Source organism: Hymenobacter psychrotolerans DSM 18569 (genome assembly GCF_900142395.1).
Lineage (GTDB): Bacteria > Bacteroidota > Bacteroidia > Cytophagales > Hymenobacteraceae > Hymenobacter > Hymenobacter psychrotolerans.
Genome location: NZ_FRAS01000016.1, coordinates 11,955 through 26,060, shown reverse-complemented (window position 1 = coordinate 26,060; position 14,106 = coordinate 11,955). Strand labels below are relative to the sequence as shown.

The 14,106-nt window shown below is 51.3% G+C and carries 14 protein-coding genes; all 14 read right to left on the bottom strand.

Annotation, left to right across the window (positions count from 1 at the left end):
• Positions 1 to 13: 13 nt before the first annotated feature.
• The 14 genes from BUE15_RS14420 to BUE15_RS14360 all read right to left on the bottom strand — a co-directional run bounded on the left by BUE15_RS14420 (position 14) and on the right by BUE15_RS14360 (position 14,094).
• Positions 14 to 1,018, bottom strand: coding sequence for an STELLO glycosyltransferase family protein (locus BUE15_RS14420; RefSeq protein WP_073286493.1), 1,005 nt, complete (start codon positions 1,016 to 1,018; stop codon positions 14 to 16).
• Between the two features lie 142 nt (positions 1,019 to 1,160).
• Positions 1,161 to 2,357 (bottom strand): glycosyltransferase family protein, encoded by a 1,197-nt coding sequence (locus BUE15_RS14415; RefSeq protein ID WP_139252315.1) that lies wholly within the window; start codon positions 2,355 to 2,357, stop codon positions 1,161 to 1,163.
• A gap of 111 nt (positions 2,358 to 2,468) precedes the next feature.
• Positions 2,469 to 3,440, bottom strand: coding sequence for a glycosyltransferase (locus BUE15_RS14410; RefSeq protein ID WP_073286487.1), 972 nt, complete (start codon positions 3,438 to 3,440; stop codon positions 2,469 to 2,471).
• A 34-nt stretch (positions 3,441 to 3,474) separates the two neighbouring features.
• A complete protein-coding gene (locus BUE15_RS14405) occupies positions 3,475 to 4,035 on the bottom strand; it encodes an acyltransferase (RefSeq protein ID WP_073286484.1) in 561 nt (186 codons plus the stop codon).
• Positions 4,036 to 4,065: 30 nt separating this feature from the next.
• Positions 4,066 to 4,833: an acyltransferase gene (locus BUE15_RS14400; RefSeq protein ID WP_073286481.1), complete on the bottom strand. Its 768-nt coding sequence runs from the start codon at positions 4,831 to 4,833 to the stop codon at positions 4,066 to 4,068.
• Positions 4,814 to 5,230: a sugar 3,4-ketoisomerase gene (locus tag BUE15_RS14395; protein ID WP_073286478.1), complete on the bottom strand. Its 417-nt coding sequence runs from the start codon at positions 5,228 to 5,230 to the stop codon at positions 4,814 to 4,816. Before BUE15_RS14395 ends, BUE15_RS14400 begins: the two co-directional genes overlap by 20 nt.
• A 122-nt stretch (positions 5,231 to 5,352) precedes the next feature.
• A complete protein-coding gene (locus BUE15_RS14390; protein ID WP_073286475.1) occupies positions 5,353 to 6,141 on the bottom strand; it encodes an enoyl-CoA hydratase/isomerase family protein in 789 nt (262 codons plus the stop codon).
• A gap of 70 nt (positions 6,142 to 6,211) precedes the next feature.
• Positions 6,212 to 7,321: a DegT/DnrJ/EryC1/StrS family aminotransferase gene (locus BUE15_RS14385; RefSeq protein ID WP_073286472.1), complete on the bottom strand. Its 1,110-nt coding sequence runs from the start codon at positions 7,319 to 7,321 to the stop codon at positions 6,212 to 6,214.
• Between the two features lie 61 nt (positions 7,322 to 7,382).
• Positions 7,383 to 9,386 (bottom strand): hypothetical protein, encoded by a 2,004-nt coding sequence (locus tag BUE15_RS21640; protein WP_139252314.1) that lies wholly within the window; start codon positions 9,384 to 9,386, stop codon positions 7,383 to 7,385.
• 20 nt (positions 9,387 to 9,406) lie between these two features.
• Positions 9,407 to 10,357, bottom strand: coding sequence for a glycosyltransferase family 2 protein (locus tag BUE15_RS14380; RefSeq protein WP_073286469.1), 951 nt, complete (start codon positions 10,355 to 10,357; stop codon positions 9,407 to 9,409).
• A gap of 24 nt (positions 10,358 to 10,381) precedes the next feature.
• On the bottom strand, positions 10,382 to 11,338 hold the full coding sequence (locus BUE15_RS14375) for a GNAT family protein (protein ID WP_073286466.1): 957 nt from the start codon (positions 11,336 to 11,338) through the stop codon (positions 10,382 to 10,384).
• On the bottom strand, positions 11,326 to 11,730 hold the full coding sequence (locus BUE15_RS14370; RefSeq protein WP_073286463.1) for a sugar 3,4-ketoisomerase: 405 nt from the start codon (positions 11,728 to 11,730) through the stop codon (positions 11,326 to 11,328). The genes BUE15_RS14375 and BUE15_RS14370 overlap by 13 nt, the downstream gene beginning before the upstream one ends.
• The gene (locus BUE15_RS14365; RefSeq protein ID WP_073286460.1) at positions 11,727 to 12,677 is read right to left on the bottom strand and encodes a UDP-glucuronic acid decarboxylase family protein; all 951 of its coding nucleotides are present in this window, start codon (positions 12,675 to 12,677) and stop codon (positions 11,727 to 11,729) included. The genes BUE15_RS14370 and BUE15_RS14365 overlap by 4 nt, the downstream gene beginning before the upstream one ends.
• 79 nt (positions 12,678 to 12,756) lie before the next feature.
• Positions 12,757 to 14,094: a UDP-glucose dehydrogenase family protein gene (locus BUE15_RS14360; protein ID WP_073286458.1), complete on the bottom strand. Its 1,338-nt coding sequence runs from the start codon at positions 14,092 to 14,094 to the stop codon at positions 12,757 to 12,759.
• Between the last annotated feature and the right edge of the window lie 12 nt (positions 14,095 to 14,106).

The following is a 14,106-nucleotide window of genomic DNA, read 5'->3' as shown; positions in this document are numbered from 1 at the left end:
TCTGTGAGTCAAGCTAAACGGCTAAAGCAGCTACATCCTGCAGCCACAGCTGCAGCAGCTCCACTTCCTGTGCGGAAACGATGCCCACTTCCTGCAGGCCCTGGTAGGCACGCAGCAGATTTTCGCTCACGCTGTTATCGGGGCTGATACGGCTCTTTACTACTTCAATCACCTTGTTGGGGTGCAGATAGCAAGGAATTTCCGACTCGAAGTCCTTCACGTAATCATGCGGGTTGCGCTCCTGCAGCACAGTAGCTTCAGTGAAGCCCAGGCGGTAGCCGTGCGCCCATAGTATGGGCTGAGCTACCAGCCCACGCAGAATGTCAGTGAAGCGGAACGTTACGTAAGCCGGCAGGTATAGCAGCGGAAACAATTCGCGGCGTACAGCAGTGTTCTGGGAATTAAACGGGCAGAGTGTACCTTCAGCCAGCACAATCGGCGCACGCTTATCGAAGAACACCTCAGTGTTGTCAACCAAGCGGTAAATGGCGTCAACGTCTGGGTCACTGTCAGCCAAGCCTTGCCAGATGCCGATTTTGGCTGCCTGCGGCGTCAGCTCGTCTTCTTTGATGTTATGATCCTGATTGAGGATTAGATCCAGCGGGTAGCCGCGAGGCCAGATATGATGGCTCGTGAAGTTCTTGTAGATATTAACGAAGCCCCTGTCAGCCTGTGATGTAGCAAATTCGCCTTCCATGGCCGGAAACTCCCACCCATCATACGGGATGTTGTCATCGTCCGTGTCGATAATGATTTGCGCGCCTTGCTGCATTGCATGCAGGTAGCCCATCATTTTACGGCCATAGTGGTTGAACGGCAGCTTTTCAGCCATCCGCATTCCCATATTCTCCTGGTCCTGCACCGAGAGGTACACCACATTTTCGGCTTCCCACTGCGCAGGCGACTTACGGTCTCCTGCCACTACTAACTGATAGTCGGGCAGGGTTGCAAATTTGTTCACCGCCTTTGTCGGCGCGAAAATGGACGTAATAACGATGTGCGGTTTGGAAGATGACATGGAGGAAACGTGAATTAAGAGGTCCGCATACGGATACGGTGGCAAAAAGGCCAACGCTGTGACCCAAAAGAAGCCAGTTGCCACGATTATGGCGCCGCAAAGGTACACGATTTTGCTAACCCGTGCTTAGACACCGAGCAGATTACAGTTCCAGCCGGTCAAGTAAGGCCGCAAAGCTCGCAGCATACGCAGGGCGCGTATGGTGCTGCAACGCAAACTGCCGGCAAGCATCCGAACGGCTCAGCAGTTCATCATCGGATTGTTGCATCAGGGCACGGACGTAGTGCTGAATATCGGTGATGATGGTTGCGGAATCCTGCGCCGTTATTTCAAACCCTAATGATGCGGAGCGTACTGCCGCAGTTTCCGTAACAATTGGAATCAAACCGAAATGCAGCAGCTGTGCTACTGACCCAGGCCCCCCTTCCGAGGCACTTGGGTAAATTTGCCCGATACAGTTGTTAGCTACCTTCGCGAATGATGCGGAAGTGACATCTACCCAGCCCAGATACCGGAGATTTGGATGCTGCTGCAGCAACGGTTCCAACCACTGCCATAGCCGCTCTTCACGCTTGATATTGCCTGCAATGTACAACGTGGCCTCCGGCAGACCCCGGAAAGCCTCAACTGCCACATCGAGGCCTTTCAGGATGGCACCGCCGCTCCCAAGCCATACGAAATTGTAGCGGGCGCCCGCTACTTCTTTAGGCGAATGAGCGGGTTGCTGCGCAACAGATATATCTAGTTGATGGCGCTCTGCCCCTGTATAGTAGAACTGACGTTGAAACGGAGTCCCGAATGACGTGATAATGTCAGCATGCTCATCAGAAAAGCTGATTCGGGTTTGCCGCTCAGGTCTGACCCAAATTCCTGTGCGTTGATGAAAGTCGCGCAAGCGGGTCATCTCAGCTAGATTTTGAAAGGCCCAATAGTTCTCCGTGCAGTAGAACACCTTCTTAATTTTGACCGACGACGGGCACTCAGCTAGTCGGTCGTTTTGCACGAAGGCTACTTCATATTTATCCCATTCTATTGGCTCGGCGCAGTGTACATCATAGAAATCGACTACATAGCCCCGCTCATTGAGCTGGCGCACCATTTCCACGGTTTCCCAGTACATGGAGTGCTCGTTGAGCATAGGAGCTTTCTCCAAATTTCCGGCGACGTAGTACGGGATGACATGTAGAACATACACGATGAGTGCCCTCTTGGCATCCGGCCCAAGCTGCTCCTGGCCAATGTCTCGGATGGAGCCTCCTCCAGGTGGCACGAATAACCGCTCGGCCGCTTTATGCAATACCTGCGACAACCGGTAACGAACTCCTCTGATAGTTGGCATTTTTGTTCTACAAGTGTGTGATTTATCTAAATAAGTGCGGTATTACGCAACGCCTATACTGAGGCGTCTTCCATTTTATATCTATCCTGTTTCCTACACTTAGCTCATAGATCAAGAGCTAATGCCTCTTATCTTTTTTACCCAGGAGGAAACCCGCTGCATGGTATGGGCAGGAATTCCTAGTTTGGCCAAAGACAATAAGGCGAAGCTTCGCATGTCGCGCTTTGATTTCCAACGACGGGCCAACCATTCACTACTCGCTGGACTGCCGAGCAGGTACAATACCTCCGCATAATAGGCAGTGTGCTCGTTTATAATTTCATCTCCTTCAGCACTGATCCCAACATGTTTTTGCAGCAACAAAAGGCTAGATTCAGCCACCTGAGCACGCCTTTTGTGCATGGCCGACCCACCATGAATCCGGTATAAAGCTGTTACTTCTGGTTGGTACAGGAATTCATACTTACGAGCCAGCCGCAGCCACATGTCCCAATCTTCGTAGGCGAGTGATTCATCATAAAGACCGACTACATCAAAGCAGCTACGGCGAATGAGCGTAGTCATGGCTGGAATAAAATTGACGCGCAACATGGGCAGCCAGATGTCGCCGGCGAAAGGAACAACTTCTCCTGTACCATAGACGGAGGGCACAGTTATTTTTCCATGTGGGTCAATCTTGGCGACGTCGCTGTATACCACTCCTACCTTTTCAGACGCTGCTTCCAGCATAGCAACTTGCGTGGACAGCTTGTGAGGCAGATAAATATCGTCGGAGCCAATAAGGCATACATACTTGCCGTGTGCCTCAGTGATGAACCTGTTGCATACCCGGCACACTCCCTGATTAGTTGCATTGGCAATAAGACGCCCCGGAAAATCGGAATTCTGAGTAAGCCACGCTTCAATTGCAGCAACGGAATCGTCGGTTGAACAATCATCTACTACCAACAGCTCCAGATTGGGATAGTCTATAGCCCGAATACTATCGAGGGTAGCCCCGATGTAGCTGGCGTTGTTGAAGGAAGCAACCCCGACTGTTACAAGCGGCGCAGTGGTAGTGTACTGAGAAGTAACGTCAGACATGTGTTGTAATCGAATGCAGGGCTCCTATGGCTCACTAAAGCTGCAATTGCAGTCCGTCAACGGTTTCTGTGTAAAGGTCGCCATTTCTCGAGCGCCAGAGCTTGGGCTCTACTGGTATCATCTTCTCCCCACGCTCATCTACCCAGCCATGCTGGCGGGCCGGGTTTCCGTATACCAGAGCATATGCTGGCACTGAGCGAGTCACAACGGAGCCAATGCCCGTCATAGCGAAACGCCCGATTTTCACGCCTGCCAATATGGTGGAATTGGCTCCTAGGGATGCCCCATAGCCAATAAGCGTAGAGGCTAACTCAGTGTCGTATTGCTTGCTGCGAGGGCGTAAATCATTGGTAAAAACCACATTGGGCCCCAAAAAGACATTGTCTTCTATTACGACACCCTTCCAGAGATAGATACCACTTTTCAGCGTTACGTTGTTTCCTATAGAAACCCCGCTTTCGATAAAGCAGAAATCACAGATGTTGCAGTTGCTCCCGACGGTAACGTCTGGCAAAATATGCACGAACGCCCAAATGGTGGTGCCAGAACCGATTGTCTTAGTTTCTACCAGCGCCGATGAATGAATGGAGGGCATAACAAACAGGAAGTTCGTAAGATGTTGCTGTTAGTGCTGCTGCTGGCTCCAGGCATCAAACCCTATGCCTTGCCAAGGCATACCACGCTCGAAGTTGTACATCCACGGGTACTGTGCGCCCTCCTTCTCGCGCGAGCCAATCTCCCGAATATCGCGCGTTACTTTAGCAGGGCTGCCTACCGCAAAGCTAAAATCGGGAATATCCCGGCTAACCACGGAGTTGGCACCAATAAGGCAATTGCTGCCAATGGTTACGCCCGGCAGTACTACTGAATGCACAGCAATGATGGTGTAGTCGCCCACGGTGGGCCCCATATAATGGTTGGAAGGTGGCCGGGAATCGTTAGTGAATATGGTATAGGGGTAGATGAAAACGTGATTGCCAAGTTTAGAGAATTCACATATATGAACATTGCTATATAAACGGCAATAGTCACCGAAAGTAGCATTGCCCTGAATATCAGCAAGTGTGCTTATCAAGCAGTTGGTTCCGAATTCAGCGCCTTCCCGTATTGTCACACGATGGCCTGTATTCAGATTGTCGCCAAAAGTGCTGCCAGCATAAATAATAGCATGGCTTCGCACGAAGGAATTTGCGCCAATAACAGTGGCCGGATTAGAGTAGCCACCTTGGAAATAGTAGGCGTGTTGCGGTTCGCCAATGACACTGTCGTTGGCAATAATTGTATTGTCGCCAATTTCCACGTTGTCATAAATCGTGGTGTTGTCGCCAATTCGTACATTCTTTCCTAACCGGACGTTAGCTCCGAGTACTACGTTACGATTGTTGAATTTCATAGGAGCTGATTTTTTTGAATTCCTCGTAGGAGCGAATGTAATCCTGCTCGTCGTACTCCATCGATGTGAGGCACATCAGTACGGCGTTATGCGAAAATTTAATGGTGCGCCAATACATTCGGGGAATATACAGCCCCTTGTTCGGCGCGTCAAGGATATACTCGCTCACTTGCCCGTACATATCCTCCAGCGTGAATTCGATACGGCCGGTGGTGGCAAAAATCAGCTGCTCTAAATCACGGTGCGCATGATGCCCCCGAATAACGGAATCGGGGGTGAAGTATGTCCAGTATACACGTTTGATAGCAAACGGTAAGTGACTATTCTCCGCCACTGAGATATACCCCAGTTCTAGGGAGCCTATCTTGGCAACCTCAATAAGTTTGGGAATCGACATGGCAAAGCAGTGAATGATAAAGAGCGTGCCAACCAGTAAGGGTTAACAGCTCGTTTGAATATTTGGTGAGTAACTGCACGACGACGCTTGGTCATGGTCTGCACCCACGAGAACTATCCCGGCTACTGGCTGGAGAAGCGCGCAGGCCGCTTCTCTAAGAAGGCCTGAACTCCCTCCCGGAAATCCTGAGTCTGGCAACAGGCTTCGAAAGCTACAGCTTCTGCTGTGTAGCCATCCTGCAAACTTCCTTGCTGCGTGGCCGCTACAGCCTGCAGAACTCCACGCAGAGCACGGGGCGCACGCTCCAGCATTTGCTGCAGCAGTTTAATGCTAACAGACAGTAGCTCTGCCGCCGGAACCACACGGTTTACCAATCCAATCCGAAGGGCCTCCTCTGCTCCTATCGGATTGCCTGTGAGCATCAGTTCCAAGGCCTTACCCTTGCCCACAAGATGCGTCAGACGCTGTGTACCGCCGTAGCCTGGAATAATTCCAAGCTTCACTTCCGGAAGTCCTAACTGAGCGTGTTCACAGGCTATACGGATGTGACAAGCCAAGGCCAATTCACATCCCCCTCCTAAAGCAAATCCGTTGATAGCCGCCACTACAGGGATTGGCATATCCTCTAATAGTTGCAAAACTCGTTGGCCTCGCTCAGCGAAAAACCGGCTTTCCTCAGGCTTTACCTGCTGGAATTCATTTATATCTGCACCAGCCACAAAAGCCTTATCGCCGGCTCCAGTCAACAGGAGCGCCCGTACCTGAGGCTGCTGCTTTGCTTCTAGCAGAATGGACTCTAATTCGGTTAGAGTAGCAATGTTGAGTGCGTTGTATTGGGCAGGACGGTTTATGGTCAGTGCCAGAATACCATCTGCCCGCAACTCAAGCTGAACAAAGGAAGTGCTAATCATTCGAAGACCTAAAGACCTTGTATGCCTCCATACCCATCAGGCTACCTGCGGAAGGAATGAAGACGTTCCTCTATTTCTGTTCGAAAAAACCGCGCACAGCTGTTGTAACAGCCAAAACGTGGGCTTCTGTCATGCCAGGCCACATAGGTAAGCTGAGGCTAGTGGAAGCCAGCTCCTCTGCAATAGGATAGGAACCTGCAGCAATATTCATGTGCGCGTACGCCTGTTGCAGGTGTGGCGGCACCGGATAGTGAATCAGGGTGCCGATATTCTGCTCAGTAAGGTATTGCTGAAGTTCATCACGGCGCGTAGTCCGCACTATATACAGATGGTATACATGCGTAGCACCCTCCGCTACAGCAGGCAGTACCACCCCATCAAGGCCGGCCAGATGTTGGTCATATAGGGCTGCTATATCCTGGCGCTGCTTTGTCCAGGAAGGCAGTTTGGCAAGCTTCACGCTCAGCACAGCGGCCTGCAGCTCATCTAGGCGCGAGTTATGGCCAATAACTTCGTTATAATATTTCTTCTGCGAACCATAGTTGCGCGACATCCGGATTCTGGCAGCCAGCGCCTCATCATTGGTCGTAACAGCTCCTGCATCACCAAGCGCACCCAGGTTTTTGCCTGGATAGAAGCTTGTGCCATTTGCATTGCCAAAGCTACCGGTTAGTTCTCCCTGCCAAGTAGCTCCTTGCGACTGCGCATTGTCTTCTACTACCCACAGACCATGCTTACGGGCTACTTCCATGATGGGGCCCATCTCGCACGCTTGCCCATACAGGTGCACAGGCATGATACCTTTCGTACGAGGCGTAATGGCAGCCTCCAGCCGAGCCGGATCGATGTTATAAGTAGCTGGGTTGGGCTCTACAGGAACCGGAGTAGCGCCTACAAAGGAAATAGCCAGCCAAGTAGCAATATACGTGTTGCTCGGCACCAATACTTCGTCGCCAGGGCCAACCTGCAAGGCCTCCAGGGCCAGGTGAAGAGCATCGAGGCCATTGGCGACACCAATGCAGTGTTCCACGCGGTTGAACTCAGCGTATGCAGTTTCAAACTCCCGCACTTGGTCACCCAGGACGTACCATTGCTTGTCGTATACGTTAGCAATGGCGTTAAGCACATCTTCCCGTATAGGGTCGTGCTGCGGTGCGAAGGATAGAAAAGGAACGTTCATGAAGCAAGGTAAAGCGAAAGATCAACGGGCGCAAAGATACTACTGCAGGCCTAATAATGGACTAATAGTAGGCGTTGCTAAGAGTTTTGCTGGAAGGGCGGAGTACGTAGAACATCTCCCCTGAATAAGAATCACGGTATGACCGATCAACTAAAGGCTGTAGAACAAGAGGAAGAGTAGCTCGCTTTGAAGTACAGATAAAGCTTATCCCATTCTCTACTACAAACTGGTATTTGGCGCTATCAAGTGCGAGCTTCTGCCCTTGCATTTGTTTAAAGCGCTGAAACCGATAAAACGATGATTTACGTGTTGCTTGTTCGGCCTGTATAGAGTCTCGCTGAAAATGCGGTTCGGCTCTTTTATGTTCTAGATCAAGAGCTGACAGTGTGGTGAAAGCGTAGTCATTCTTAAAATTTGAAACGTATGTTCCACAGACATACGAATCAGGAGACATCATATACACATTCTCATAATCATCCGGAGACATTATAAAAGCTCCGCGTGGTCCTAGATTTTGCAACTCGCTTTGTACGACGCGTAAAAAAGAAGTGGAATAGCGCGTCGCTGACAAAGTCTTGGTTCTTTCAAAAAACAGTGTGTAATTATTTATTACCGCCAATACTAACAGAACCAAAGCTGTTAAAACGTAATGACGCTGTGTTTTAGCTGTCAAGGCAATACCAATAAGCACTGCAATTACTATAGCAGCAAACGGAATGATAGTATTGGCAAAAAATTGAAAGCTGTCTATGTAATGACTACCAAATGCTCGTAACGCAGTTGCCATAAAAACGCTAGCCCCAAACCATACCAATACTTCTTGCTGCGTATACGCAATTTTCTTGATTCGTGAACGTAGTAGCAGGAACAACAGCAGGGCATACGGAGCGAAATAAAAGCCAAAATTGAGCAGGGTTCCGAACCCGATATTAATAAGCGTACGGTACTCGCTCCAGCTTGGAATGATGGTGCTTAAAGCGAAGGCACGGCCAGTAGCAGGAAATTGGTAAGGCTCAGGCTGCAGGACATAAAACCCTGCTATATATAGGCTGGCAAATAACGTAGGGGCTACCATTTTCAGAGCACCTGCAAGTGTAACACGGTGGCGCAACCACAGAAACAAAGCCAAACTAGCGACTCCCAGCCCAATAGTAGGGGCCGTGGACACGTATACAAGCGGCAGCGTAGCTAATGTAAGCCCCACAATTGTGTAGCGCCCCTGAAGCAGCGCCAAGACCGCCAGAATTAAGAAAATGTAAACTGGCGCTAGTTTTGGTAAAACTGGCAGTGTGCTGCTGGCAATAAGTGCGCCGTTTCGAATGAAATCTATTTCCGACACCACAGGCCAACTGATTCCCGTTACTGTCAGCAGAAGCAGCGACAATACAGGTATCCATTTTTGCTTAACGCCTGCACTATATGCCAATAGCGCCATAAATCCCGTCGCAACCACTACGATTAGAACGGAATATGTTGTAAGGTATAGCGCCCACACAGATGGTACACCTGTGCATTTTACTAACAATGCGTTCAGCCAAACATCAAAATAGTGGTAAGGCTGTTCCGTGATAAACTGAGGATATATGGCTTCCAGCACATTTGTTTCGATGCCGGCTATATTAAGTGGCTGTGTAAGTCTTCCATAATAGACGTAGTCTTGAAATGGCGTAACCAGAAACTCCGAGCTAGAGTCATATAACAAAAAATACCGGGCAGAGAATATCAACGTACCTGTCCCCAGTATCGTAATTAAATCTGTGCTCCAATGTGAATTATCAACTAACTCATCATTTAGGGATTTTTTATTATTCCATAAGAAGAGAACAGCTATTATGATTACTGCAACTGGCAAAAGTATGGTAACGCCCCGAGTAGCCATACTAGCGTAGGCTACAATTAAAACAGTTAGCCCAGACAGCAGGCTGAGAAATATGCGCACGTTGCGCTCTGGCAGAAACACATTAGCAAGTCGCAACAATACTCGTCCTAGCAAATAGCCGATGAGCAGCGTTCCAGCAAAAGCTGAATATAGTTTCGCAAATAGTAGAATAGTTGAACCTGCCATTTCGAGTGTAGTAGCCGGAATTAGTATTTCGGCCCGGCTTCAGAAGGATATACAGTTTTCACCACGTACAGCGGCCGGTTTCGCGCAGCATCCATTCCTCGCCAAACGTATTCGCCGATAACGCCCAGCGCAATCATTTGGAAGGCGGAAACAAATAGCACAACCACCATCAATGCGGTCCATCCTTCAGGCCCCTCAGGAGCAAGTATTTTAAGCCCGATAACATACAAGCCGTACAAAAGCGCAATTGTACCCAGCACAATACCCGTTACCGAAATAGCACGAATAGGGAAATAAGAGAAGGAAAGCAAGGAGTCTATCAACAGCTTGACTTTTTTCTGCAGCGTCCAGCGGGACTTTCCTATTTCACGCTTGCGACGCACGTACGGGATATTAACGTACTCGTAGCCCAGCCACACCATCAGATAGAAGATGTTGCTATTACGTTCCTTCATGCGGACAATGTCGTCCCGTACCTGCCGGTCGAAGAACACGAAGTCGAACCCGCCATCCGGAATATTCCGCAGGGCTAGGTGCTTCATAAGCCAATGGAATGTTTGCGCCAGCGTTTTAGAAAGCCCGGTTTCTTCCCTGTCCTGCCGGTTGCCAATCACGAGCTTGAAACCTTTGGTCCAATAGTCATACATTTTGACCATCAGTTCCGGCGGGTCCTGCATGTCGGCCGTGATAATGGCTAGGCAGTCGCCGGTAGCCTGCTCCATGCCTGCTACTATTGCGTTGTAAGAGCCCACGTTACCGACCAACTCTACTACTTTAATCCGGTCGGGGTACTGGTTGCGGGCATGCAGCAGAGCAGCCAGCGTCTGGTCTTGTGAGCCATCATCAACGAAGATGTATTCGAACTCTACCCCGGCCGGAAACAGTGCCTCATTTTTGATGAGCTCTGGAACGGTGACCGGAATATTGTCTTCGTTGAAGTAACAGGGGACTATAACAGAAAGCTTGGGCACGATGAGGGTATTGAAAGAGACTTCCTAGACTGTATCACTAGCATGGCAAGCCAGAATATGACTGCTGCCCCCTAGTTTGAAGCCTAACTTTTCACAGGTCCGAAAAACGGCACGGTTGGTTGCCTGAGTGGTCATCAGCACGTACTGGGCGCCGTTCTGGCGCGCGCGCTGGATAGTTTCGGACACCAGCCGCAGGTGCCATCCCCTATTCTGCGAGCCGACTGCCGTCAGCGCTACGCGCGACAATCCTACGCCTAAAGCCGCCGCGTCCTTATGCAGGTCGCTGATTGCCAGAAAAGAATCCACCGGCAGCTGTGGTTCGTCCGGAACTAACACTGCATCACAGTATCCTTGCACCGCGGCACTGGCATAGCGGGCCAGAAAAGCGTCGGCGCGCTCCGTGCCGAACCACGCGTCGGCATGAAAACGGTCATATGGGTTTCGCGCCGCCGCTGAAACACGGCCAATGGATTCGGCCTCTGTCGGTTGCGCCATGCGAACCGGATACCGGGGCTGCTCAAATGCCGCTAGGTTGTCGTGGTAGAACAACAGCCGGGTTTCAACCAACCGCCACCCACTGGCCGTAAGCATCTGCAGTAAGGCCGTATCCTCGGTAGGTACTTCACTGAAGCAGTAGTAGGCACCGGCAGAGGCTAGCTTTTTCTGCAACTGTTCTACCGCCTGCATACGGCCCTGCAGAGAAGCATCGGGTCCGAAAAGGCCCGTATGCAACCGATAAGTAGAAGTACCGAAGAACTCGGAATCCCACGGCAATTCTGTATACAGGAGTTGAGTACGGTCCGCACCCTGGCCGGTCGTGACGATATGGTTACGGGGGTTCTGGACAAAATTCACCACATGCCCAACCCCAAAATGCTGCTGTTGTAGTTCTTCTGGAATTTCGCGCAGGAAATTATACGGAGAGTAGAAAAACAAGGCCTCCGCCCGCTGCGCCAGCAGACCCGCATCTATGGTTTCCATACTTCCCGAAACTTTTCATACTGCCGGATATAGTCCTGCTCATCATAAGGAAGGGAAGCAAACACCAGTTGCACCGCTGAATGCGAATACTGCATCGTATGCCAGGCATGTGGCGGCACGTACAGCCCAACGTGTGGGTCCTCTAAGCGGTACACCTCCACAGTACCATCCGGCAGTTCCGTCGTGACGATGATACGGCCCGATACGGCCACCAGTACCTGTTCGGTTTTGTAATGAGCGTGCCGACCACGCACTATGCTCTCAGGAGTATAATACGTCCAGAAGGTACGCTGCACCTCAAAAGGAATCTGCTTCAACTGCTCCGTAACAGATATGTAGCCGATTTCAGGCGCGCCAAGCTTAGGAAATTCAATTAAGTAAGGCTGTTTCATACACGTTGCACGTGCTCTTTAAAATACTCCAAGGTACGGCGCAGGCCTTCGGCGCGGTCTACTTTGGGCTCCCAACCCAGAATTTCCTTAGCCTTAGAAATATCTGGCCGGCGCTTCATGGGGTCGTTTTCGGGTAGCGGGCGGTAGTCGGGCTTGAACTCTACGCCGGTGAGGCGCGCAATTTCTTCGCCGAACTCCTTGATGGTAATTTCTGATGGGTTACCGATGTTTACGGGCATGTGGTAGTCGCTGAGCAGCAACCGGTAGATGCCGTCCACAAGGTCATCAACGTAGCAGAAAGACCGAGTCTGCGAACCGTCGCCGAACACTGTGAGAGCTTCGCCACGCAACGCCTGCGAGAGGAATGCCGGCAGTACGCGGCCGTCGTCGAGGCGCATACGGGGGCCGTAGGTATTGAAAATGCGTACAATGCGCGTTTCCAGCCCGTGGTGGTTATGGTAGGCCATCGTAATGGCTTCCTGGAACCGTTTGGCTTCGTCGTAGCAGCCGCGAGGGCCGACTGGGTTTACGTTGCCGAAATACTCTTCTACCTGCGGATGGATTTCCGGGTCGCCGTACACTTCTGACGTGCTGGCAATCAGCAGGCGGGCATTCTTCACGCGAGCCAGGCCCAGCAGATTGTGCGTACCCAGCGAGCCAACCTTCAGTGTCTGGATCGGAATCTTGAGGTAGTCGATGGGAGAAGCCGGCGAAGCAAAGTGCAGGATGTAGTCGAGCTTGCCAGGCACGAACACGAACTTCGATACATCATGGTGATGGAACTCGAAGTCCTCGCGGGCAAATAGGTGCTCGATGTTCTGCAGGTCGCCGGTAATAAGGTTATCCATGGCAATGACATGGTAACCTTCGGCCAGAAACCGCTCACATAAGTGTGAGCCCAGGAAACCGGCGCCACCGGTGATGAGTACACGTTTTTTATCAGACATTGTAATGCTGTTTTAAGTGAATAACGCCTTATGACCTAACCCAATGGTTTTCAGAGGCGTTTTGAAGCTCCGCCTCGGGTTAGACTGGCTCCTGGTGAGCGGTCCGGATGCCAATGCAGTGATAAGCGAAGCCGGATTCCTTCATTTCGATGGGGTCGTAGATGTTGCGGCCATCGAAAATGACTTTCTGCTTTAGCAGCTTGCCTACTACCTCGAAGCTGGGCGACCGGAACTCGGGCCACTCCGTCACTACCAACAGTGCGTCGGCGTCTACGAGAGCGTCAAACTGGTCTTTCGCGTAGGTGATGCGGTTGCCGAGCGAGTGTTTGGCTTCGTCCATGGCCACGGGGTCGTAGGCCGAAACCGTGCAGCCTTCCGCCAGCAGCTTCTCGATGATTACCAACGACGGAGCTTCACGCATGTCGTCGGTTTTGGGCTTGAACGACAAGCCCCACACGGCCATTTTTCTGCCGGTCAGGTCGCCACCGAAGTGTTTCTTTACTTTATCGAAAAGCACTTCTTTCTGCGCCTCGTTTACGCTTTCTACGGCCTGGAGCACCTGCATCTGGTAGCCGTTCTCGGCAGCCGTTTTGATGAGGGCTTTTACATCCTTGGGAAAGCAGGAGCCGCCGTAGCCGATGCCGGGATAGATGAACTTGGTGCCGATACGAGCATCAGAGCCGATGCCTTTGCGCACCATGTTCACGTCGGCGCCCATGATTTCGCAGAGGTTGGCAATGTCGTTCATGAACGAAATTTTCGTGGCCAGCATAGAGTTGGCGGCGTATTTCGTCATTTCCGCCGACGGGATATCCATGAAGATAATGGGGTGGCCATTGAGCAGGAACGGCTTGTAAAGCTTGCGCATTACCTCCTCGGCCCGCTCCGACGAAACGCCGACCACAATGCGGTCCGGCTTCAGGAAATCGTCGATGGCAGCACCCTCTTTCAGGAACTCGGGGTTAGAGGCCACGTCGAACTCTATGGTTACGCCGCGCTTGCTCAGCGCTTGCTCCAGCTCGGTGCGTACTTTGGCAGCCGTACCTACGGGCACCGTGCTCTTGGTTACGATAACCCCGTAGTCATTCATGTGCTCCCCGATACCGCGGGCAACAGCCAGAACATACTTAAGGTCGGCGGAGCCGTCTTCACCGGGAGGCGTGCCCACCGCAATGAAAGCTACGTCGGCATCTTTAATGCCTTCGGCCAGACTGGTAGTGAAGGTCAAACGGCCGGCCGCTACGTTGCGGCTCACCATTTCCTCTAAACCCGGCTCATAGATGGGAAGAATGCCCTGTTTGAGGTTATCAATCTTCTTCTGGTCGATATCGATGCAGGTTACTTCGATGCCGACTTCGGCAAAGCAAGTTCCTGTAACCAGCCCGACGTATCCGGTGCCTACTACTGCTATTTTCATGGAATATTGGGA

What these genes read in the sequence shown, in the direction of transcription:
- BUE15_RS14420 (WP_073286493.1), bottom strand. Translation starts at nt 1,018, where the DNA reads ATGTCATCTTCCAAACCGCACATCGTTATTACGTCCATTTTCGCGCCG.
- BUE15_RS14415 (WP_139252315.1), bottom strand. Translation starts at nt 2,357, where the DNA reads ATGCCAACTATCAGAGGAGTTCGTTACCGGTTGTCGCAGGTATTGCAT.
- BUE15_RS14410 (WP_073286487.1), bottom strand. Translation starts at nt 3,440, where the DNA reads ATGTCTGACGTTACTTCTCAGTACACTACCACTGCGCCGCTTGTAACA.
- BUE15_RS14405 (WP_073286484.1), bottom strand. Translation starts at nt 4,035, where the DNA reads ATGCCCTCCATTCATTCATCGGCGCTGGTAGAAACTAAGACAATCGGT.
- BUE15_RS14400 (WP_073286481.1), bottom strand. Translation starts at nt 4,833, where the DNA reads ATGAAATTCAACAATCGTAACGTAGTACTCGGAGCTAACGTCCGGTTA.
- BUE15_RS14395 (WP_073286478.1), bottom strand. Translation starts at nt 5,230, where the DNA reads ATGTCGATTCCCAAACTTATTGAGGTTGCCAAGATAGGCTCCCTAGAA.
- BUE15_RS14390 (WP_073286475.1), bottom strand. Translation starts at nt 6,141, where the DNA reads ATGATTAGCACTTCCTTTGTTCAGCTTGAGTTGCGGGCAGATGGTATT.
- BUE15_RS14385 (WP_073286472.1), bottom strand. Translation starts at nt 7,321, where the DNA reads ATGAACGTTCCTTTTCTATCCTTCGCACCGCAGCACGACCCTATACGG.
- BUE15_RS21640 (WP_139252314.1), bottom strand. Translation starts at nt 9,386, where the DNA reads ATGGCAGGTTCAACTATTCTACTATTTGCGAAACTATATTCAGCTTTT.
- BUE15_RS14375 (WP_073286466.1), bottom strand. Translation starts at nt 11,338, where the DNA reads ATGGAAACCATAGATGCGGGTCTGCTGGCGCAGCGGGCGGAGGCCTTG.
- BUE15_RS14370 (WP_073286463.1), bottom strand. Translation starts at nt 11,730, where the DNA reads ATGAAACAGCCTTACTTAATTGAATTTCCTAAGCTTGGCGCGCCTGAA.
- BUE15_RS14365 (WP_073286460.1), bottom strand. Translation starts at nt 12,677, where the DNA reads ATGTCTGATAAAAAACGTGTACTCATCACCGGTGGCGCCGGTTTCCTG.
- BUE15_RS14360 (WP_073286458.1), bottom strand. Translation starts at nt 14,094, where the DNA reads ATGAAAATAGCAGTAGTAGGCACCGGATACGTCGGGCTGGTTACAGGA.